This is a genomic window from Aliiroseovarius sp. (genome assembly GCF_030148435.1).
Classification (GTDB): domain Bacteria; phylum Pseudomonadota; class Alphaproteobacteria; order Rhodobacterales; family Rhodobacteraceae; genus JASBTN01.
The window spans coordinates 40,334-59,437 of sequence record NZ_JASBTN010000023.1; the positions used below are offsets into that span (position 1 = coordinate 40,334).

Genomic DNA, 19,104 nt, shown 5'->3' on the forward strand with positions numbered 1-19,104 from the left:
CCGGAACCAACCGCCCCGCCAGCGACGCCATCGCGCCTTTCACCTTTCCGGAAATATCCTGGGGTGAGGCCGTAAGGCCGAGGGGCAAAGCCCCTCACGCCCCGGACAGCACCTCCAGCGCGGCGGCGTGGATTTCGGGATTGGCGGCAGCCACCACACGCCCGCCCATATGGGCCGGGCCGCCCTGCCAGTTTGTCACCACCCCTCCGGCGGCCTCGATCACGGCTTGCGGGCCCTGGATGTCATAGGCCTGCAGCCCCGCCTCGACCACCAGGTCGACCTGGCCGGCCGCCACCAGCGCGTAGCCGTAACAATCCATGCCATAGCGGGTCAGGCGCACCCGGTCGGCCAGCGCATGAAAGGCGCGCGCCTCGTCCGGGGTGCCGACCTCGGGGAAGGTGGTAAAGAGGATCGCCTGTTCCAGCCCGCGCGGGCCCCGGGTCGTCAGCATATCCCGGCCCGAGGGCCCCTCGACCCAGGCCGTGCCGAAGCCGCCAAAGAACCGTTCGCGAATATAGGGCTGATCGATCAGGCCCATGACCGGGCCGGTCCCGTCCATCACCGCGATAAGCACGCCCCAGGTCGGCGTGCCCGACAGAAAGGCGCGGGTGCCGTCGATCGGGTCGAGCACCCAGGTCAGGCCGGAGCTGCCTTCGGTGGCACCGAATTCCTCGCCCAGGATGGCGTCCTCGGGGCGCCGCCGCGCGAGCAGCTCGCGCATGGCGCGTTCGGCGGCCCTGTCGGCGGCGGTCACGGGGTCGAAACCCTGCGCGAGCTTGTTGTCTGCCTCCAGCCCGGCAGAGCGGAAATGCGGCAGGATCGCTTCACGGGCGACATCGGCCAGCGCATGGGCGCAGGCCGTCAATTCCTGTTTGGTCGTGCTGTCCAGCTTCATCTCGCCCTCCGCCTCACGTTCCATCGAGGCGGTAGCGCGCGGGGCGCGTCAGGTCAATGATCCAGGTTTGGTCCCGGGCAGGCGCTCAGGCGGCGTCCGACAGGACGCGGGCCAGTTCGAACAGCTGGCGGCGCTGGTTTTCCGGGATCGCGTAGTAGCTGCGGACCAGTTCCAGGGCTTCCTTGTCAGCCAGGATGTCACCGGGCAGGGCCTTTTCACTGGCCATGGCGCTGTCGCCATCCAGACCTTCGAAGAAGAAGCTGATCGGTACCGACAGGCTCTCCGAGATGTCCCAGAGCCTCGACGCGGACACGCGATTCATGCCGGTTTCGTATTTCTGGATCTGCTGGAACTTGATCCCGACCTGTTCAGCCAGTTGCTGCTGGGTCATCCCGACCATCCACCGGCGGTGGCGGATTCTTTTACCGACATGCACGTCTACGGGATGTTTCATCGGGTGGCTCCTCGTTACTTTGTTTGTTAGTGCCACAAACCATGGCGAACCCTACAACCTCAACCTGTCTTTTTGGCTAGACGGGGGACGAGAGGTTTCACTCTTTAAAAACAGCAAGTTATCGTGGTATACCTGACGAATTGATCAGGTACGGCAATACCCTGCGCCGAATTTAGTACACTCGCAATGCGTGTTTTGCATTTTGCAATTGCATTTTGCGAAAAATGGGCATGTCCAGGGGAAATACACGCACAAAGCGATAGGTCGCCTGGCGCTTCTCCCCTCGCAAAACGCGATGGATCGCCCTACAAGACAATCGCAAACCGCAAAACCAGCCATGAGAGCCGCCATGAAAGCATATCAGATTTCCGCCTTCGACTCACCTGCAAAGCTGGTCGACCTGCCGGACCCGGCTCCGGGCCCCGGCGAAATCGCGATGGAAATCCACGCCTGCGGGCTGAATTTCGCGGACCTTCTGATGATGCGCGGCAAGTATCAGGAACGCCCCGAACCGCCCCTGACCCTGGGCATGGAACCGGCCGGGGTGATCACGGCCCTGGGCACGGGCGTGACCGGGTTCGAGATTGGCCAGCGCGTCATGTGTTTCACCACCACCGGCGGGCTGGCCGAAGCGGGCGTATTCCCGGCCGAACGCTGCGTCCCCCTGCCCGAGGGCATGCCCTTCGAGGACGCCGCCGCCTTCCAGGTGGCCTATGGCACCAGCCACCTGGCGCTCGACCACAAGGCGCGCATGCAGCCCGGGGAAAACCTGCTGGTTACGGGCGCGGCGGGCGGCGTCGGCCTGACCGCGGTCGAGAGCGGCACGCTGATGGGCGCCAACGTGATCGCCTGCGCGCGCGGCGCCGACAAGCTGGAGATCTGCCGCCAGGCCGGTGCCGCGCACCTGATCGACAGCGACACACAGGACCTGCGCGACGCGGTGAAGGCACTGGGCGGGGCCGACGTGGTCTATGATGCCGTCGGCGGCGACCAGTTCCGCGCCGCCATGCGGGCCGCCAACCCCGAGGCCCGGCTGCTGGCGGTCGGCTTTGCCAGCGGCGAGGTGCCGCAGATCCCTGCCAACCACCTGCTGGTCAAGAACATCACCGTGATGGGCTACTGGTGGGGTGGCTACCTGAACTTCCGCCCCCGGGTGCTGACCGACAGCCTGCGCGAGTTGCTGAGCTGGTACAACCGGGGCAAGCTGACGCCGCATATCGGCGCCACGGTTCCGCTGGCCGAGGCCGAGCGCGCCTATGACCTCCTGCGCGCCCGCAAGTCGACCGGCAAGGTCGTCGTCACGATGTAAGCCTGCTCAGGCCGCGTGCAGCGCGGACTGGGGCATGGCACGGAACCCCGCGCGCACCATCCTGGCCAGGTCGTTCATCGCGTCGCTGTTCTGCGGATCCGCCACATAGAGGTTCACCTGCTGCGAGACCAGCTCGGGCAGCACCCCGCCATGGGGGACCACTTCCAGATGGTCCGGCACGGTGCCGTCGATGATCGCGAACACCGCGAGGTCCGCGCTGATCGAGGCTTCGATCGTGCGGTAGGAATTGCCCTCGACGGCGACTTCCCAGGGAATGCCGGCCTGGTCCAGCGCCACCTGCACGGTCTTGCGAAAGACGCAGTTGCTTTCCGAGGCCAGCCGCAGCGGGCGGGTTTTCCAGGCCTGCCCACCCGGCGCACCGACCCAGACCAGCGGCAGCACGCAGAGCGTTTCGCCACCGGCATCCAGCACGTCCTCGGTGGTGAGGATCATGTCGCATTCGCCCTTCGCGAACATCTCCTTCAGGTGGTTGGTCATGGAGGAGATCAGGTTCACCTTCATGCGCGGATACTCGGCGTGGAACCGTTTCAGCACCTGGGGGATGGCGGGATAAACGATGTCATGGGGTACGCCCAGCACGATCTCGCCTTCGTAGACATGGTCGGTCAGGCGGGAGAACACCTCGTCATTCAGGCGAAGCATGCGTTTCGCGTACCCGAGCAGCTGTTCGCCATCCGCGGTCAGGCTGACCCCGCGCCCGGAGCGATCCAGCAGCTCGCGCCCCAGGCTTTCCTCCAACCGTTTCAGCTGCATCGATACGGCGGACTGGGTCAGGTGCAACAGCCCCGCCGCGCGAGTCACGCCGCCCGCCTCGGCCACGGTGGCGAAACTGCGCAGGGCCGTCATGTCCAGATTTCGCGGCATATCACGCCTCCTGATGTTTCATCTCAAAAACATTCATTTTCCTAATTGAACCCATTTCGGCATAAGGATCAAGGAAATTGATGCAAACGACTCGATCAATCGCGAACGGACAAGGAGAAACGAGATGACCGCAACGACCAGCACCAATATGATCCCGCGCAAATTTTCCCTGTCGCCCTTTGCCTGGCTGACCTGCGCCCTGGAAACCCGCCGCGAGCGCCGTGCACTGGCCCGCCTGGAAGCCGAGGCCCTGCGCGACATCGGCCTGACCAAAAGCCAGGCCCGGGCCGAGACAGGCCGCCCGATCTGGGACGTGCCCTGCCACTGGCAGAACTGACCTCACACAGATGAACGCTCTGTTCACGCTGTTGGAACTTGAAAAACCCGCCGCCCTTGCCGATATTGTACCGCGAGGGCGGTTTCGTTTCGGAACCGCCGGCGAATTTAGCATGTCTGGAGGCTTTGATGGCTGAATATGAGACGATCCGCGCTGGCGTAGGCTCGCGTGCCGCGATCGACGAGGGGCTCCGCGCCCATATGAACAAGGTGTACGGCACCATGTCGGTGGGCCTGCTGGTCACGGCGCTGGTCGCCTGGGCCGTCGGGACCAATGACGCGATGCTGGCGGTGATCTACGGCACGCCGCTGAAATGGGTGGTGATGTTCTCGCCGCTGATCATGGTCTTCGCCTTCGGCGCGATGATCAACCGCCTGTCGGCGGCCGGTGCGCAGCTGTTCTTCTACTTCTATGCGGCGCTGATGGGCCTGTCGATCAGCTTCATCTTCGCCGTCTATACCGGCTTCTCGATCACCCAGACCTTCCTGGTCACTTCGGTCTCCTTCGCCGGTCTGAGCCTTTATGGCTACACCACCAAGAAGAACCTGTCGGGCTTCGGCTCCTTCCTGATCATGGGCCTGATCGGGCTGATCGTTGCGTCGATCGTCAACATCTTCCTGGCCAGCGGCGCCCTGGCCTTTGCGATCTCGGTGATCGGTGTTCTGATCTTTGCCGGTCTGACCGCCTATGACACCCAGCGCATCAAGACCGATTACATCGCCCATGCCCACGCGATGGACAGCGAATGGCTGGCCAAGTCGGCGATCATGGGCGCGCTGAACCTGTACCTGGATTTCGTGAACCTCTTCATGTTCCTGCTGAGCTTCCTCGGCAACCAGGAATGATCAGGCGTTCAGCCAGTTGACCCCGAACCGGGCCGGTCCTTGCGACCGGCCCTTTTCATTTGCGGGCCTCGTGTCACCACGGGCAGGCCCCGGGGTGGCGCAACGTCAAACTGCCGAGACCCTTTCGCGGCTTCGCGCAGACGCCTAGATATCCGGCAAAGGAGCCCCGATGCTTGCTGCCGAGATTGCCCTGAAAACCACCCTGTTCCCGGTGCTGATCGCCCAGGCGCTGCGGGTGCGCCGGCAGGCACAGCTTTTGCCGGAACCGCCCGGGGCGCGGGCGGGCGTGGCCGGAGCCGGCCCGGAGCTGCGGCTGATGATCCTTGGGGACAGCTCGGCAGCCGGTGTGGGGGCCGCGCATCAGAAAGAGGCCCTGAGCGGGCGGCTGGTGGCAGAGCTTTCGCGGAGCCACCGGGTGAGCTGGCGGCTGGAGGCCGTGACCGGGGCGACCACGGGCTCCACGCTGGCGCGGCTCGACGGGCTGCCGCGCGCCGCATATGACATCGTGATTCTGGTGCTGGGGGTGAATGACGTGACCAGCCAGCTGCCGCTCTCGCGCCTGCGCGCCCGGCGGCGGGAATTGCATCACCGGCTGCGGTCGGAATTCAGCGCCCGCCGCATCATCGCGGCGGGCCTCCCGCCGATGCGCGACTTCGCCTTGCTGCCCCCGCCCCTGAGCGACGTGCTCGGCTTGCAGGCGGCCCGGTTCGATGAGGCTTTGGCACTGGATGCCGAAGCGGACGGGGTGGAATACATGCGCTTCGCCCTGCCGCTGGAGCCGCATCTGATGGCCACGGACGGGTTTCACCCCAGCGCCGCCGCCTATGCGATCTGGGCCGGGTTGGCGGCGGAGCGGATCCGGGCCGGATAGACAGGCGCAAAAGAAAAGGCCGCGCCTTCGGGGCACGGCCTGTTTCCTGAAAAGGTGAAGATCAATTACTTGATCTTGCCTTCCTTGTACTCGACGTGCTTGCGCACGACCGGGTCGTATTTGCGCACGACCATTTTTTCGGTCATGGTGCGGGCGTTTTTCTTGGTCACGTAGAAGTGGCCGGTGTCCGCGGTCGAGTTCAGGCGGATCTTGATGGTGGTCGGTTTCGCCATGGTTCAGCTCCTCGTCGGGCGGGCGCACCCCGCCCGGGTAAATCCTTGAAGCCCGCCTTTTAGCGGTCTGTCGCGGTGAGTCAACAGCAATCGTACGCAAAAGCGCGCCGCAACGCGCGGTGCGGCCTGCGGTTCCGGCACAAAAGGCGGTTTTCCACGGAACGTCAACGCGAAAGCGCTGTGAGGATTGGAGAAAGACGCGAGTTGGGCGGGAATCGGTGCCGCGGTCGAAAAGGGGGCGGGGTCTGATCAGATCAGGCTTGCCTCACTCAGAGACCGGGGGTTGGGTCGTCCCCGCCAGACCGGATCCGCGCCCCGATCCAGCCACGCAACGAATTCCCGACAGCGACCCGCGTGAACCGCATGTCCGGCGTCAGAACCGCCTCGCGCAGGCGGGTTTCCTCCAGCAGCTCCTCGCGCAGCACCCCCGGAAGCAGCCCGGACGCCAGAGGCGGGGTCAGCCACTCCCCGTCCAGCTCGCCGAAGAACGTGGTGATCGTGCCCTCGCAAATCTCTCCGCGTGTGTTCAGAAAGACCAGCTCGTCCACCCCCTCGGGCAGCTCCGCCCGCGCCTGGTCATACAGGGCCCGCCGCGTGGTCTTGTGGCGAAGGAAGCCATCGTCCGGGTCCAGCCGGGCCTCGGCGATCCCCAGCACCCAGCCCCGCGGCGGCGGCCCCAGGGGGGCGGTGGACAGCCCGAACCGCCCGTCGCGATCCAGCGTCAACCGGCATCGTTGCGCCATGCCAGAGACACTCTCCAACGCGCCACGGGCCGCCGCGTCGTCGAATGCGATGCCGAAGGCGCGCGAAGAACGGGCCATGCGCGCCAGGTGCCGGTCGAGGCGACGAAAGCCTTCACCGGGGTGAAAGCCGAAAGTCTCGATCAGGGCGAAGCCGGGCTCATCCGGCGGGTAAAGCGTGCTTTCCACAAGGCTTCCTCGTATTCCGACGCGGCGGTGCTGTCCCACACGACCCCGCCGCCCACGTTCATCACCGCGCGGCCATCTTCAACCATCAGCGTGCGAATGGCCACGTTGAAGCTCGACGCCCCGTCCGGCGCGGCCCAGCCGATGGTGCCGCAATAGATCTCGCGCGGGGCGGGCTCCAGATCGTTCAGGATCTCCATCGCGCGGATCTTCGGCGCGCCGGTGATCGAGCCGCAGGGGAAGAGCGCGGCGAAAATCGCGGCCAGCCCGGCCCCCTCGCGCAGCTGCGCGCGCACCAGCGAGGTCATCTGGTGCACGGTCGCGTAGCTTTCCACCGCGAACAGCTCCGGCACATGCACCGACCCGGGCCTGGCGACCCGGCTGATGTCATTGCGCAAGAGGTCGACGATCATCAGGTTCTCGGCCAGGTTCTTTTCATCGGAGGTCAGGAAGGCACGCCGCGCCGCATCTTGGGCGGGGTCGTCCGAGCGCGGCTGCGTGCCCTTCATTGGCCGCGTTTCGATCATCCCGTCGGGCGTGGTGCGGAAAAACAGTTCCGGCGAGCGGCTGACGATATCCGGCAGGCCCTCCTGCAAAATCAAAGCGCCATGGCCGACCGGTTGCCCCTGCGCCAGCGCCGCGTGGAGGGCTTGCGCCGCCCCCTGCGCGTCAAGGTCCATCCCGAAGGTCAGGTTCGCCTGATAGATGTCGCCGGCGCCGAGGTATTCCCTCACCACGTCGAAGGCGCGCCCGTAGGCGGCCTCGTCCATATGTGGCTCGGGCGGGCCCAGCCGGGCCGGACCCGGCGCAACCTCGCCCCGGCACGGCGCGCGAAACAGGCCGAATTGCAGCAGCGGCAGACGCCGTGCCTCCGGCATCCGATGGGCCAGCTTCGGCTCCAGCGCATAGCCAAGTTCATAACTCGCGTAGCCCGCGACCCAGAACCCCTCGGCCCGTGCCTGATCCAAAGCGGCCAGCGCGCCCGGCACCTCCTCAGGCCGCATCGCCCGCACGACCCTATCGGGCCGCTCGAACCATGTTCCGCCCCCCAGGGGGCCCTGATCGAAATGAAGGCGCACTTTTCACCCCGTTTGTCTGAGGAATCTCCTATAGTCCCCCCGGCGCCGGGCCAACAGGGAAAATACGGCATTTCGCACCGCCTTTGCGATCCCTCTTGCACCTTTCTGCCCGGTGCCTATAACGCAGGACAATTTGGGCGCCGCCGCGCCCGTGACTCGCAACCTGGGGGACGAGAGCCATGCCGAAAAGAACCGATATCAACTCGATCATGATCATCGGCGCGGGGCCCATCATCATTGGGCAGGCCTGCGAGTTCGACTATTCCGGCGCCCAGGCCTGCAAGGCCCTGCGCGAAGAAGGCTACCGCGTCATCCTGGTGAACTCCAACCCGGCGACGATCATGACCGACCCGGGCCTGGCCGACGCCACCTATATCGAACCGATCACCGCCGAGATGGTCGCCAAGATCATCGAGATCGAAAAGCCCGACGCGCTGCTGCCGACCATGGGCGGACAGACCGGGTTGAACACCGCGCTGGAACTGGACGATCTGGGTGTGCTCAAGGAACACGGGGTCGAGCTGATCGGCGCCAAGCGCGACGCGATCGAGATGGCCGAGGACCGCAAGCTGTTCCGCGAGGCGATGGACCGTCTGGGCATCGAAAACCCCAAGGCCACCATCGCCAACAACATGGATGAATGCCTGGCCGCGCTGGACGAGGTTGGCCTGCCCGCCATTATCCGCCCCGCCTTTACCCTGGGCGGCACCGGCGGCGGCGTGGCCTACAACCGTGAAGAATATGAACATTTCTGCCGCACCGGGCTGGATGCGTCGCCGGTCAATCAGATCCTGATCGACGAAAGCCTGCTGGGCTGGAAAGAATACGAGATGGAGGTCGTGCGCGACACCGCCGACAATGCCATCATCGTCTGTTCGATCGAAAACGTGGACCCGATGGGGGTGCACACCGGTGATTCGATCACTGTCGCCCCCGCGCTGACGCTGACCGACAAGGAATACCAGCTGATGCGCACCCATTCGATCAACGTGCTGCGCGAGATCGGCGTGGAAACCGGCGGTTCGAACGTGCAATGGGCGGTGAACCCGGACGACGGCCGCATGGTCGTGATCGAGATGAACCCGCGCGTCAGCCGCTCCTCGGCGCTGGCGTCCAAGGCCACCGGTTTCCCGATTGCCAAGATCGCCGCGAAACTCGCCGTGGGCTACACGCTCGACGAACTGGACAATGACATCACCAAGGTGACGCCCGCGTCCTTCGAACCCACCATCGACTATGTCGTCACCAAGATCCCGAAATTCGCGTTCGAGAAATTCCCCGGCTCCGAGCCCCACCTCACCACCGCGATGAAATCCGTGGGCGAGGCGATGTCGATCGGCCGCACCATCCACGAGTCGCTGCAAAAGGCACTGGCCTCGATGGAATCGGGCCTGACCGGCTTTGACGAGGTGGAAATCGAAGGTGCGCCGGAAAAAGCCGCCGTGATGAACGCGATCTCGAAACAGACGCCCGACCGCATGCGCACCATCGCCCAGGCGATGCGCCACGGGCTGACCAATGACGAGATCTTCGCGATCACCAAGTTCGACCCCTGGTTCCTGGACCGCATCCGCGAAATCGTGGAGGCCGAGGAAGTGGTGAAGGCGAACGGCCTGCCCAGCGACGAAAAGGGCCTGCGCGCGCTGAAGATGCTGGGCTTTACCGACGCCCGCCTCGCCAAGCTGACCGGCCAGACGGAAACCGAGGTCCGCAAGGCCCGCCGCGCCGCTGGCGTGAACGCGGTGTTCAAGCGCATCGACACCTGCGCCGCCGAATTCGAGGCGCAGACGCCCTACATGTATTCGACCTACGAAGCCCCGATGATGGGCGAAGTCGAATGCGAGGCCCGCCCTTCGGACCGCAAGAAGGTCGTCATCCTCGGCGGCGGCCCGAACCGGATCGGCCAGGGGATCGAGTTCGACTACTGCTGCTGCCACGCCTGTTTCGCGCTGACCGACGCCGGGTACGAGACCATCATGGTCAACTGCAACCCGGAAACCGTGTCGACCGACTATGACACCTCGGATCGCCTGTATTTCGAGCCGCTGACCTTTGAACACGTGATGGAAATCCTGCGCGTGGAACAGGAAAACGGCACGCTGCACGGCGTCATCGTGCAATTCGGCGGCCAGACCCCGCTGAAGCTGGCCAACGCGCTGGAGGCCGAGGGCATCCCGATCCTGGGCACCACCCCGGACGCCATCGACCTGGCCGAGGACCGCGAGCGTTTCCAGGCTCTGGTGAACCAGCTGGAGCTGAAGCAGCCGAAGAACGGCATCGCCTCGACCGACGCCCAGGCACTTGAGATTGCCGGGGAAATCGGCTTCCCGCTGGTGATCCGCCCGTCCTACGTGCTGGGTGGCCGCGCGATGGAAATCGTGCGCGACATGGCCCAGCTGGAACGCTACATCGCCGAGGCCGTTGTGGTGTCCGGCGACAGTCCGGTGCTGCTGGACAGCTACCTGTCGGGCGCGGTGGAACTGGACGTGGATGCGCTTTGCGACGGCAGCAACGTGCATATCGCCGGCATCATGCAACATATCGAAGAAGCGGGCGTGCACTCCGGCGACAGCGCCTGTTCGCTGCCGCCCTATTCGCTTTCCGAAGAGATCGTCGAGCGGATCAAGGGCCAGACCCACGCCCTGGCCATCGCGCTGAACGTGGTCGGGTTGATGAATGTGCAGTTCGCCGTGAAGGACGGTGAGATCTACCTGATCGAAGTAAACCCGCGTGCCTCGCGCACCGTGCCCTTCGTGGCCAAGGCCGTGAACAGCCCGATCGCCTCGATTGCCGCCCGTGTCATGGCCGGCGAGCCTCTGTCGAACTTCGACCTCGTGGACCCGCAGATCGACGGGTTCGCGGTCAAGGAAGCCGTGCTGCCCTTCGCCCGTTTCCCGGGCGTCGACACGCTGCTTGGCCCGGAGATGCGCTCGACCGGCGAGGTCATGGGCTCTGACTCAGATTTCCACCGCGCCTTCCTCAAGGCGCAGATGGGCGCCGGTTCGATCCTGCCGACCGAAGGCAAGGTGTTCCTGTCGATCAAGGAGGACGACAAGACCGTCAAGCTGGTCGAAACCGGCCGTGCCCTGACCGAGCTGGGCTTCACCATCCTCGCCACCCGTGGCACCGCCGCCTTCCTGTCGGACAATGGCATTGCCTCCGAGGTGGTGAACAAGGCCTATGAAGGCGGGCGTACCATCGTCGACGTGATGAAGGACGGCGAGGTGGCGCTGGTCATGAACACGACCGAGGGCGCCCAGGCGGTGAACGACAGCCGCTCGATGCGCAATGTCGCGCTGATGGACAGGATCCCCTACTTCACCACGCTGGCCGCCGCCCACGCCGCCGCGTTTGCGATGAAGAGCCGCGAAACCGGCCGCGTCGGCGTGCGCTCGCTGCAGAAAAAGGCGGAGCTGGCCTGACCCGCCTGACAGGTGACAAAAAGCGCCCGGCCGTCAGGTCGGGCGTTTTTCTTTGCCGACTGGGTCGGACACGTTAGCCTGAAGGCAGTCCAACCAAGGAGGCCCCCATGCTGCGCCGCGTATTCCTGACCCTCACTCCGACCCTCGTCGCCCTGACCCTCGTCGCCCTGCCTGCCGTCGCCCAGAGCATCGCGGGCAATTACACGGCCTTCGGCATGAACCCTGACGGCTCGAAGTACACCGGGAGCGTGGTGATCAACGAGGGCAGCAACGGCAAGGTCTCCATGTCCTGGCAGGTGGGTGCTCAGAGATACGAGGGCTCCGGCCAACGTGTGGACCGAGTCGTCACCGTGCACTGGGGCGCCGCTACGCCGGTTGTCTATGTCACCATGCCCGGAGGCGAGCTCCACGGCACCTGGAACGGCGGCGAGGCGCTGGAACGACTGGTGCGGCGCTGAAATTCAGCGCAGAGCCCCCCACAGGTCATACTCCCCTGCCTCATCAACTTCAACGCGAACGATCTCACCCACCGACAGCCCCTCGGTGTCCTCGTCGATGAACAGGTTGCCGTCGATCTCCGGCGCATCCGCCTTGGTGCGGCAGGTGGCGATGCCGTCCGCGTCGATGTCGTCCACGATCACGTCCATCACCTGGCCGACCTTCGCCGCCAGTTTCGCCTCGGAGATCGCCTGGGCCTTCTCCATGAAACGGTTCCAGCGGTCCTGTTTGACCTCGGCGGGCAGGTGGTCGGGCAGGTCGTTGGACCGGGCCCCGTCGACGTTTTCGTATTGGAAGCAGCCGACGCGATCCAGCTGCGCCTCGTCCATCCAGTCCAGCAGGGTCTGGAACTCCGCCTCGGTCTCGCCCGGGTAGCCGACGATGAAGGTCGAGCGCAGGGTGATATCGGGGCAGTCGCGCCGCCAGGCTGTGATCTCATCCAGGGTTTTCGCCGCCGCCGCCGGGCGGGCCATGCGTTTCAGCACCCCCGGATCGGCGTGTTGGAACGGGATGTCCAGATAGGGCAGGACCAGCCCTTCAGCCATCAGCGGGATCAGCTGGCGCACATGGGGGTAGGGATAGACATAGTGCAGCCGCACCCACAGATCTTTTCCTGCCCCAAGCGCGCCCAGATCACGCGCAAGATCGGTGATATGGGCGCGATGACCGCGGGCCTCGGCGTGTTTGATGTCGACGCCATACGCGGACGTATCCTGCGAGATCACCAGCAGCTCCTGCACCCCGGCCTCCACCAGCTTTTCCGCCTCGCGGATCACCGCATGGGCCGGGCGCGAGGCCAGCTTGCCCCGCATGTCCGGGATGATGCAGAACTTGCAGGCGTGATTGCAGCCTTCCGAGATCTTCAGGTAGCTGTAATGGCGCGGGGTCAGTTTGACACCGGTCGCAGGCAGGAGGTCAACGAACGGGTGCGGGTCCGGCGGCACCGCGTCGTGGATCGCGTCCAGCACCTGTTCGTACTGGTGCGGGCCCGTGACTGCCAGCACACTGGGGTGGGTGCCGCGAATGTAGTCCTCTTCAGCGCCCAGACAGCCGGTGACGATGACGCGCCCGTTTTCCACCAGGGCCTCGCCGATCGCTTCCAGGCTTTCCGCCTTGGCGCTGTCCAGGAAGCCGCAGGTGTTCACCACCACCGCATCCGCGCCGGAATAGTCCGGGCTGATCGCGTAGCCCTCGGCGCGCAGCCGGGTCAGGATACGCTCACTGTCCACCAGCGCCTTGGGGCAGCCCAGCGAGACCATGCCGATCTTGGGTTGACCGGGACGGGCGGTGTCACTGATCCGGGCTTTCGGAGCCAGGTCGGGGCGGAGGTTCGGCGGGTTCGTACTCATGGCCGGGGGGTATAGAGGGTTCGGGCCTGACGGGAAAGCGCGGAGTTTGCGGACCGTGCCAAAGAAAAACCCGCCTCGTCGGGCGGGTTTTTCCAATCGGCGTCGCCGGAATGCTTACCGTTTGCGGTCGCGGCGGCTCGACATCGGCTGGAAGGCAACGCCGACATGGGCATCGCAATAGGGTTTGCCCTGTTGCACGGGCAGGCCGCAGAACCAGAAATCTTCGGTCGCCGGGTCGCCGATCGGCCACTTGCAGGTGCGTTCGGTCAGCTGCATCAGGGTCAGCTTCTTGGCGTCCTTTTCCACCTCGTTCACCTTGGCCAGCGCCTCGGGGCTGATCTCGTTCGCCGAGGGCTGCGGCGGCAGCGGCTGGCCGGCGGGGATGATCGGCTTGCGAATGGGCGTGACCGGTTTGGCGGCGGGTTCCGACGCGGCTTCGGTGGCGGGCGCAGGCTCCGGCGCCTTCTTGGCGGGGGCGGGTTTCTTCGGCGCGGCTTTGGGCTTGGGCGCGGCCTTTGCACTTGCGGCGGACTTTTCCTTGGCCGGTGCTTTCGACGCCCCCCCGCCGGAGCGGTTCGACAGACCCAGGCGGTGCACCTTGCCGATCACCGCGTTGCGGGTCACACCGCCCAGCTCCTTGGCGATGACGGAGGCCGATTGGCCCTCGCCCCACATCTTTTTCAGAATTTCGACGCGCTCATCGGTCCAGGACATATGGCTTTCCTCGGCATCCGGCCCATATGGCCCGGTCATTCAACAGGGGCCAACGCGGCCCGGTCATTCAACAGGCGCCTATCCTAATCATCCCGGCGGCGGATACAACCTCAAAGCTCTGCACCTCAGGCATTGCGGGTTTCACGCCAGACCAGCACCAGGGCGGCCGAGACGATGATCGCCGCGCCAGCCAGGCTGGCGGGCACCGGCAGAACGCCGAAGACCGCGAAATCGTAGAGCCCCGCAAAGACCAGAGTGGCATAGCTGAACGGCACCGCAAAGGAGGCATCCGCCCGTTTCATCGACTGGATGAAACAGCTCTGCGCACCCGCCATCATCAGGCCCAGGGCTGCCAGCGCCACCCATTGCGCCGGGCTGGGCCACTGGAACACGAATGCCACCGCCAGCGTGGCCACCGTCAGCCCGATGGCGTTGTTGATCAGCAGGATCTGCAGCGGCTTCTCACGGCCTGACAGGCGCTTGATCAGGATGATCTCGACCCCCAGCACCACGGCCGAGGCGAGCGCCAGCAGGGCCGCGGGCTGGAAACTGCCTGCACCGGGGCGGATCAGCACCACGGCGCCGATCCCCGCGAGCCCCGCCGCACCCCAGCGCCAGGGGCCGACCCGTTCGCCCAGCAGCGGGATCGCCAGAACCATGGCAAAGACCGGGTTCAGGAAAGAGATTGCCGTGGCATCCGCCATCGGGATGAACGTGACGGCAGCGAACATCAGGGTGACGCCGCTCCACCCTGCAATCGAACGTGCAACGTGGCTGCGCAGATCCGGTGCCTCGATTTTGAGCCGCATCGCGCCTGCCACGCTGGCGATGGCCAGAAAGGCGAACAGGAACCGCCCGTGGCTGATCTGAAGCGGATGCAACGGATCGCCCAGCAGATTGCCGCCCAACAGCTTCGCCATCAGCGTCGTGCCTGCGATCAGCACGGTGGCGGTCAGCATGAACCCGGCCGAGGCGGCAGGGGCCTGGGCGGGAGGTAAAGCGGGGTTGGCGCGGGTTTCCATGCGCCACCCCTAAGCGGAAGTGATCAGTGGGGCAATGCCCCGGCAAGCAGGGCGGCACTGGCGCGCAGCCCCCGGACCCGCGCCGACCCGTCGCCTGTCTCCAGATCGCGCCGGATTGCCTCCAGCATGGCCCGGTCGGGCCGGGCGCCATGGTCCAGCAGCGCCGCCACCTTTTCGGGATCGGCAGCCGCCAGCACCAGCGCTGGCTTGGCCGAAGCCCCACGGGGCGGCTCTGCGTTGCAAATCGCATCGGGATCGGCGCCCGCGGCCAGCAGCGCGCGCAACTCGGACAGGCTGCCTTCGGCACAGGCGCGCAACAGAGGCGTCCACCCCTGCATGTCCCGTGCCTCGATATCGGCCCCGGCCGCGACCAGGCCACGGGTGATCGACGCCAGGTCCGGATCCACCGTTCCCCGGTAATCGACGACAGCATGCAGCGGCGCGGACCCGTCCTCGGCCCGCATGTTCACCCGCGCCCCGTGGGCCAGGAACAGTTCAAGCCGGTGCAGGCTGCGCCCCCCGGACAGGAGCATCTGGATCAGCGGCGTAAGCCCGAACTGCCCGATCGAGATGTTCACCTCGCCCATGTCATCCAGGGCCCGGGCCAGGATACGGCTGTCGCCGGTCGCTGTGGCCTGCTCGAGGGCGGCGTCGAGCGCCAGGCACAGCGGATCGCTCTCCACCCCGATCCAGGGCATGCCGACTTCGATCCGGGGCACCCCGCCCCGGGTGGCGCCGGTGACAAGGCCTTCAAGCCTTTCCGAATTGGTCTTTGCCATTGTTTTTCTCCTGCTCTGTGGACCAGCCTACATCACAACCCGGCAAATTTGCGGCCCCCCGGGGGAAAATCCTTGCGCTGTGGTTAAAACCACCTATGAAAGCGCCATGTTCAAACGCCTGCATATCGCTGCCGACCGACGCCGACGCATCCGCGCCTGACGTCCGTTCCGTTTGATCCTTGTGCCAAAGCGGCACACCCATCCCGAAAATGTTGACACGAGCCTGCCGATCCGGCACCCAAAGGCTTCTTTCTACGTGGAGTTTCCGATGATCCCGTCGCTTCTGCCGACCTACAACCGTGCAAACCTGGCCTTCGAAAAGGGCGAAGGCAGCTGGCTTCTGACGCGTGGCGGCGCGCGATACCTCGACCTCGGCGCGGGCATTGCCGTGAACGCCCTGGGCCATGCCCACCCAGCCCTGGTCGAGGCGCTGACCGAACAGGCCGGCAAGCTCTGGCACACCTCGAACCTCTACGAGATTCCGGGTCAGCAGGCGCTGGCCGACAGGCTGGTCGAGGCCACCTTTGCCGACACCGTTTTCTTCACCAACTCGGGCACCGAGGCCTGCGAATTGGCCGTAAAGATGGCGCGCAAGTACTGGCACGACAAGGGCAGCCCGGAGCGGGTCGAGATCATCGGCTTTCACGACAGTTTCCATGGCCGCTCCTCTGCGGGTATCGCTGCGGCGGGCGGCGAGAAACTGGTCAAGGGTTTCGGCCCTCTGTTGCCCGGGTTCAAGCATCTCGCCCTGGGCGACATGGAGGCGCTGACCGAAACCGTCAGCGACCAGACCGCCGCGATCATCCTCGAACCCGTGCAGGGCGAAGGCGGCATCATCCCGGTTGCCGACGACACCCTGCGCGCCATCCGCGCGCTCTGCGACGAGACCGGCACGCTCCTGATCTATGACGAGGTGCAATGCGGCATGGGCCGCACAGGGCGCCTCTTTGCCCATGAATACTCCGGCGCGACGCCCGACATCATGATGGTCGCCAAGGGCATTGGCGGCGGTTTCCCGCTGGGCGCGGTGCTGGCCACAGAGGACGCGGCCTCGGGCATGGTCGCGGGCACGCACGGGACAACCTATGGCGGCAACCCGCTGGCCTGTGCCGTCGGCAACAAGGTGATGGAAATCGTCGCGGACGATGCCTTCCTTGCCGAGGTGAACCGCAAGTCGGGCCTGCTCAGGCAGAAGCTCGAAGGGCTGATCGCCGCCCATCCCGGCGTGTTCGAAGAGCTGCGCGGCCAGGGCCTGATGCTGGGGATCAAGTGCAAGGCGGCCAATGTGGACGTGGTCGCGGCGGGCTATGACGCCCATGTGCTGACCGTGCCCGGTGGAGACAATGTCCTGCGCCTGCTGCCGCCGCTCACCATTACCGACGACGAGATTTCCGAGGCCGTTTCGCGGCTCGACGAAGCCGCCAAAGCCGTGGAGGCCAAACAATGAACCACTTTCTGGACATAAACACGACCGACCCCGCCGAGCTGCGTTCCATGATCGACCAGGCCCGCGCCATGAAGGACGCACGGGCGGGCCGCCCCAAGGGCACGCAGGATGACGACCAGCCGCTGGCCGGTCGCATGGTCGCGCTGATCTTCGAGAAACCCTCGACCCGGACCCGCGTGAGCTTCGACATGGGTGTGCGCCAGATGGGCGGGCAGACCATGGTGCTGTCCGGGGCCGAGATGCAGCTGGGCCATGGGGAAAGCATCGCCGACACCGCCCGGGTGCTCAGCCGCTATGTCGACATGATCATGATCCGCACCTTCGAGGAAGCGGCGCTGCTGGAGCTGGCCGAATATGCCGACGTGCCGGTGATCAACGGGCTGACCAACCGTTCGCACCCCTGCCAGATCATGGCCGATATCCAGACCTACGAGGAACACCGCGGCCCGATCACCGGCAAGAAGGTGGTCTGGACCGGTGACGGCAACAATGTCTGCGCCTCCTTCATCCAAGCCGCCGGGCAATTCGGCTTCGACGTGACCTTTACCGGCCCGAAACAGCTGGATCCCGAGGCCGAGTTCATCAAGGACGCTGGTGCAAAGGGAGCGAAGGTGGAGATCGAACGTGACCCGGTGAAGGCCGTCGAAGGCGCCGACCTGGTGGTCACGGACACCTGGGTCTCCATGCATGACGCGCAATCGGCCCGTGAACGGCGCCACAACCTGCTGCGTCCCTACCAGGTCAACGATGCGCTGATGGCCACCGCCAAGCCCGATGCGCTGTTCATGCACTGCCTGCCCGCCCACCGGGAAGAGGAAGTGACCAACTCGGTCATGGACGGCCCGCAATCGGTGATCTTCGACGAAGCCGAAAACCGCCTGCACGCACAAAAGGCGGTAATGCGCTGGTGCCTGGGGGTGTAGGACGAACCGGGTAGCGCCCCGCCGGTGCTTTGAACAACAAAAGACCCCGCCCCTTACGGGACGGGGCGGCCTGAGCCTTTCACCTTTCACGGTCATCGGCGTCCCCGCCTGTACCGTGCTCCAAGGTTAACGCGGCATACCTTTCATCTTTCTTAAAGGGTCTATTCCAGCTCAGCGCCTGAGCGGTTTCAGTCTGCACGATTTAAGCAGCACTTTGTAGAGGTCTTCGTTGCGCGTGTTGAAGCGGAATTCGGTCTCCTTCAGGAACACCGGGAAAGCGGTTCTGTGCAATCCATTAAACTTCTGGTGACGCCGCTTTGCGTAGCTCCAGAAGCTCTCGATCCCGTTGATGTGACGCCCGTCTTGAACGAACACCGGGGCTGCCTTGCCATAGTATTTCGTAATCCGGTGATGGCGCCTGAAGCCGGCCTCGACCAGGCCGTCATAGGACCGGAAGCCGTCCGTGGTGATCTCGGCCGAAAGTTCCACCCGCCCCTCAATGATCGCCAACAGCGTTGATTTGGAGCAGTTTTTCATGATCTGGCAATGCACGCGCCCACCGCGCTCAAGGATGCCGAAGACCGGCACCTTCCTGGCCGCGCCACGCCCGGTCTGGCCGCGTTGACGCGTCGGCCCGAAGTAGCTTTCGTCGACCTCGACCTGCCCCTGAAAGGGACAGTCCGCCTGTGCCAGTTCGGCCATTCGCTGGCGCAACAAAGTGAAAAGTGCGGCGGCTGTCTTGTGGTTGAGCCCGGTCAAAACCGCTGCCCGGTCCGCTGTGATATCGAGGGCGAAGAGGCGCAAGAGATCGCGAAACTTCCGCTCGGAAATTTTCCCCCGAAACAGATATCGGTTTTTCTGAGCCATAAGAGCACCTTAGCATACTCTCAGAACACCTCTGCTGGAATAGACCCTTCTTAAAATATCCTCGCCGAAGGCAGGAAAATCGCCGCCCATCGGGTTGACCACTCCGGCAGCGGGGGCACGCCGGTGCCCGGCGTGTCGCTTTGCTCCGGTTTCAAGCCTCCGGCGGGGATATTTGGGGAAAGATGAAAGGGGGTGAGCCGAAGGCGAGCCCCCCGCCCCGACCCCAAAGGAGGGCGCGCGAGCGCGCAT

The 19,104-nt window shown here is 65.1% G+C and carries 20 protein-coding genes; 9 read left to right on the top strand and 11 right to left on the bottom strand.

Going from position 1 to position 19,104, the window contains the following annotated elements:
* Positions 1 to 94 precede the first annotated feature (94 nt).
* Positions 95 to 895, bottom strand: a complete 801-nt coding sequence (gene hisN, locus Q1V43_RS03950; RefSeq protein WP_300514189.1) for a histidinol-phosphatase — start codon at positions 893 to 895, stop codon at positions 95 to 97.
* A gap of 85 nt (positions 896 to 980) precedes the next feature.
* Complete coding sequence (locus Q1V43_RS03955; protein ID WP_300514142.1) at positions 981 to 1,349, bottom strand: helix-turn-helix transcriptional regulator; 369 nt, start codon at positions 1,347 to 1,349, stop codon at positions 981 to 983.
* 349 nt (positions 1,350 to 1,698) lie between these two features.
* On the opposite strand from Q1V43_RS03955, the gene Q1V43_RS03960 reads away from it, so the two are divergent.
* On the top strand, positions 1,699 to 2,658 hold the full coding sequence (locus Q1V43_RS03960; protein WP_300514143.1) for an NADPH:quinone oxidoreductase family protein: 960 nt from the start codon (positions 1,699 to 1,701) through the stop codon (positions 2,656 to 2,658).
* A gap of 6 nt (positions 2,659 to 2,664) precedes the next feature.
* On the opposite strand, the gene Q1V43_RS03965 is transcribed toward Q1V43_RS03960, so the two are convergent.
* Positions 2,665 to 3,543 carry a LysR family transcriptional regulator gene (locus Q1V43_RS03965; RefSeq protein ID WP_300514145.1) on the bottom strand — a complete coding sequence of 293 codons (879 nt, stop codon included), beginning with the start codon at positions 3,541 to 3,543 and terminating at the stop codon, positions 2,665 to 2,667.
* 124 nt (positions 3,544 to 3,667) lie between these two features.
* Between Q1V43_RS03965 and Q1V43_RS03970 the strand changes: the two genes are divergently transcribed.
* The 4 genes from Q1V43_RS03970 (at position 3,668) to Q1V43_RS03985 (ending at position 5,596) form a co-directional block, all read left to right on the top strand.
* Positions 3,668 to 3,880, top strand: coding sequence for a DUF1127 domain-containing protein (locus tag Q1V43_RS03970; RefSeq protein WP_300514147.1), 213 nt, complete (start codon positions 3,668 to 3,670; stop codon positions 3,878 to 3,880).
* A gap of 10 nt (positions 3,881 to 3,890) precedes the next feature.
* Positions 3,891 to 4,016, top strand: coding sequence for a hypothetical protein (locus Q1V43_RS03975; RefSeq protein ID WP_300514149.1), 126 nt, complete (start codon positions 3,891 to 3,893; stop codon positions 4,014 to 4,016).
* Entirely contained in the window at positions 4,009 to 4,725 is a 717-nt protein-coding gene (locus Q1V43_RS03980) for a Bax inhibitor-1/YccA family protein (RefSeq protein ID WP_300514151.1), read from the top strand. Before Q1V43_RS03975 ends, Q1V43_RS03980 begins: the two co-directional genes overlap by 8 nt.
* Before the next feature lie 169 nt (positions 4,726 to 4,894).
* The gene (locus Q1V43_RS03985; protein ID WP_300514153.1) at positions 4,895 to 5,596 is read left to right on the top strand and encodes an SGNH/GDSL hydrolase family protein; all 702 of its coding nucleotides are present in this window, start codon (positions 4,895 to 4,897) and stop codon (positions 5,594 to 5,596) included.
* A 65-nt stretch (positions 5,597 to 5,661) separates the two neighbouring features.
* Here Q1V43_RS03985 and rpmG read toward each other — a convergent pair whose 3' ends face one another.
* From rpmG to Q1V43_RS04000, 3 genes are all read right to left on the bottom strand, one after another.
* The gene (gene rpmG, locus Q1V43_RS03990) at positions 5,662 to 5,829 is read right to left on the bottom strand and encodes a 50S ribosomal protein L33 (protein WP_058261865.1); all 168 of its coding nucleotides are present in this window, start codon (positions 5,827 to 5,829) and stop codon (positions 5,662 to 5,664) included.
* 269 nt (positions 5,830 to 6,098) lie between these two features.
* Entirely contained in the window at positions 6,099 to 6,758 is a 660-nt protein-coding gene (locus Q1V43_RS03995) for an aminotransferase class IV family protein (protein WP_300514158.1), read from the bottom strand.
* Positions 6,713 to 7,834 carry an aminodeoxychorismate synthase component I gene (locus Q1V43_RS04000; RefSeq protein WP_300514160.1) on the bottom strand — a complete coding sequence of 374 codons (1,122 nt, stop codon included), beginning with the start codon at positions 7,832 to 7,834 and terminating at the stop codon, positions 6,713 to 6,715. Before Q1V43_RS04000 ends, Q1V43_RS03995 begins: the two co-directional genes overlap by 46 nt.
* Positions 7,835 to 8,013: 179 nt before the next feature.
* On the opposite strand from Q1V43_RS04000, the gene carB reads away from it, so the two are divergent.
* Positions 8,014 to 11,256, top strand: a complete 3,243-nt coding sequence (gene carB, locus Q1V43_RS04005) for a carbamoyl-phosphate synthase large subunit (RefSeq protein ID WP_300514163.1) — start codon at positions 8,014 to 8,016, stop codon at positions 11,254 to 11,256.
* A gap of 107 nt (positions 11,257 to 11,363) precedes the next feature.
* Entirely contained in the window at positions 11,364 to 11,714 is a 351-nt protein-coding gene (locus Q1V43_RS04010) for a hypothetical protein (protein ID WP_300514166.1), read from the top strand.
* A 3-nt stretch (positions 11,715 to 11,717) separates the two neighbouring features.
* On the opposite strand, the gene rimO is transcribed toward Q1V43_RS04010, so the two are convergent.
* The 4 genes from rimO to Q1V43_RS04030 all read right to left on the bottom strand — a co-directional run bounded on the left by rimO (position 11,718) and on the right by Q1V43_RS04030 (position 15,618).
* A complete protein-coding gene (rimO, locus tag Q1V43_RS04015) occupies positions 11,718 to 13,103 on the bottom strand; it encodes a 30S ribosomal protein S12 methylthiotransferase RimO (RefSeq protein WP_300514169.1) in 1,386 nt (461 codons plus the stop codon).
* Positions 13,104 to 13,217: 114 nt separating this feature from the next.
* The gene (locus tag Q1V43_RS04020) at positions 13,218 to 13,817 is read right to left on the bottom strand and encodes a GcrA family cell cycle regulator (RefSeq protein ID WP_300514191.1); all 600 of its coding nucleotides are present in this window, start codon (positions 13,815 to 13,817) and stop codon (positions 13,218 to 13,220) included.
* A 125-nt stretch (positions 13,818 to 13,942) separates the two neighbouring features.
* Positions 13,943 to 14,839: a DMT family transporter gene (locus Q1V43_RS04025; protein WP_300514171.1), complete on the bottom strand. Its 897-nt coding sequence runs from the start codon at positions 14,837 to 14,839 to the stop codon at positions 13,943 to 13,945.
* Between the two features lie 23 nt (positions 14,840 to 14,862).
* Complete coding sequence (locus Q1V43_RS04030; RefSeq protein ID WP_300514173.1) at positions 14,863 to 15,618, bottom strand: ankyrin repeat domain-containing protein; 756 nt, start codon at positions 15,616 to 15,618, stop codon at positions 14,863 to 14,865.
* 268 nt (positions 15,619 to 15,886) lie between these two features.
* On the opposite strand from Q1V43_RS04030, the gene Q1V43_RS04035 reads away from it, so the two are divergent.
* Together Q1V43_RS04035 and argF are read left to right on the top strand one after the other, a co-directional pair.
* On the top strand, positions 15,887 to 17,065 hold the full coding sequence (locus Q1V43_RS04035) for an aspartate aminotransferase family protein (protein ID WP_300514175.1): 1,179 nt from the start codon (positions 15,887 to 15,889) through the stop codon (positions 17,063 to 17,065).
* Positions 17,062 to 17,988, top strand: a complete 927-nt coding sequence (argF, locus tag Q1V43_RS04040) for an ornithine carbamoyltransferase (protein WP_300514177.1) — start codon at positions 17,062 to 17,064, stop codon at positions 17,986 to 17,988. Before Q1V43_RS04035 ends, argF begins: the two co-directional genes overlap by 4 nt.
* Before the next feature lie 171 nt (positions 17,989 to 18,159).
* Here argF and Q1V43_RS04045 read toward each other — a convergent pair whose 3' ends face one another.
* Complete coding sequence (locus Q1V43_RS04045) at positions 18,160 to 18,855, bottom strand: IS1595 family transposase (RefSeq protein ID WP_300514179.1); 696 nt, start codon at positions 18,853 to 18,855, stop codon at positions 18,160 to 18,162.
* Between the last annotated feature and the right edge of the window lie 249 nt (positions 18,856 to 19,104).

What these genes read in the sequence shown, in the direction of transcription:
- Q1V43_RS03955 (WP_300514142.1), bottom strand. Translation starts at nt 1,349, where the DNA reads ATGAAACATCCCGTAGACGTGCATGTCGGTAAAAGAATCCGCCACCGC.
- rpmG (WP_058261865.1), bottom strand. Translation starts at nt 5,829, where the DNA reads ATGGCGAAACCGACCACCATCAAGATCCGCCTGAACTCGACCGCGGAC.
- Q1V43_RS04020 (WP_300514191.1), bottom strand. Translation starts at nt 13,817, where the DNA reads ATGTCCTGGACCGATGAGCGCGTCGAAATTCTGAAAAAGATGTGGGGC.
- Q1V43_RS04025 (WP_300514171.1), bottom strand. Translation starts at nt 14,839, where the DNA reads ATGGAAACCCGCGCCAACCCCGCTTTACCTCCCGCCCAGGCCCCTGCC.
- hisN (WP_300514189.1), bottom strand. Translation starts at nt 895, where the DNA reads ATGAAGCTGGACAGCACGACCAAACAGGAATTGACGGCCTGCGCCCAT.
- rimO (WP_300514169.1), bottom strand. Translation starts at nt 13,103, where the DNA reads ATGAGTACGAACCCGCCGAACCTCCGCCCCGACCTGGCTCCGAAAGCC.
- Q1V43_RS04045 (WP_300514179.1), bottom strand. Translation starts at nt 18,855, where the DNA reads ATGGCTCAGAAAAACCGATATCTGTTTCGGGGGAAAATTTCCGAGCGG.
- Q1V43_RS03960 (WP_300514143.1), top strand. Translation starts at nt 1,699, where the DNA reads ATGAAAGCATATCAGATTTCCGCCTTCGACTCACCTGCAAAGCTGGTC.
- Q1V43_RS03985 (WP_300514153.1), top strand. Translation starts at nt 4,895, where the DNA reads ATGCTTGCTGCCGAGATTGCCCTGAAAACCACCCTGTTCCCGGTGCTG.
- argF (WP_300514177.1), top strand. Translation starts at nt 17,062, where the DNA reads ATGAACCACTTTCTGGACATAAACACGACCGACCCCGCCGAGCTGCGT.
- Q1V43_RS03980 (WP_300514151.1), top strand. Translation starts at nt 4,009, where the DNA reads ATGGCTGAATATGAGACGATCCGCGCTGGCGTAGGCTCGCGTGCCGCG.
- Q1V43_RS03965 (WP_300514145.1), bottom strand. Translation starts at nt 3,543, where the DNA reads ATGCCGCGAAATCTGGACATGACGGCCCTGCGCAGTTTCGCCACCGTG.
- Q1V43_RS04035 (WP_300514175.1), top strand. Translation starts at nt 15,887, where the DNA reads ATGATCCCGTCGCTTCTGCCGACCTACAACCGTGCAAACCTGGCCTTC.
- Q1V43_RS03970 (WP_300514147.1), top strand. Translation starts at nt 3,668, where the DNA reads ATGACCGCAACGACCAGCACCAATATGATCCCGCGCAAATTTTCCCTG.
- Q1V43_RS04030 (WP_300514173.1), bottom strand. Translation starts at nt 15,618, where the DNA reads ATGGCAAAGACCAATTCGGAAAGGCTTGAAGGCCTTGTCACCGGCGCC.
- carB (WP_300514163.1), top strand. Translation starts at nt 8,014, where the DNA reads ATGCCGAAAAGAACCGATATCAACTCGATCATGATCATCGGCGCGGGG.
- Q1V43_RS03975 (WP_300514149.1), top strand. Translation starts at nt 3,891, where the DNA reads ATGAACGCTCTGTTCACGCTGTTGGAACTTGAAAAACCCGCCGCCCTT.
- Q1V43_RS04010 (WP_300514166.1), top strand. Translation starts at nt 11,364, where the DNA reads ATGCTGCGCCGCGTATTCCTGACCCTCACTCCGACCCTCGTCGCCCTG.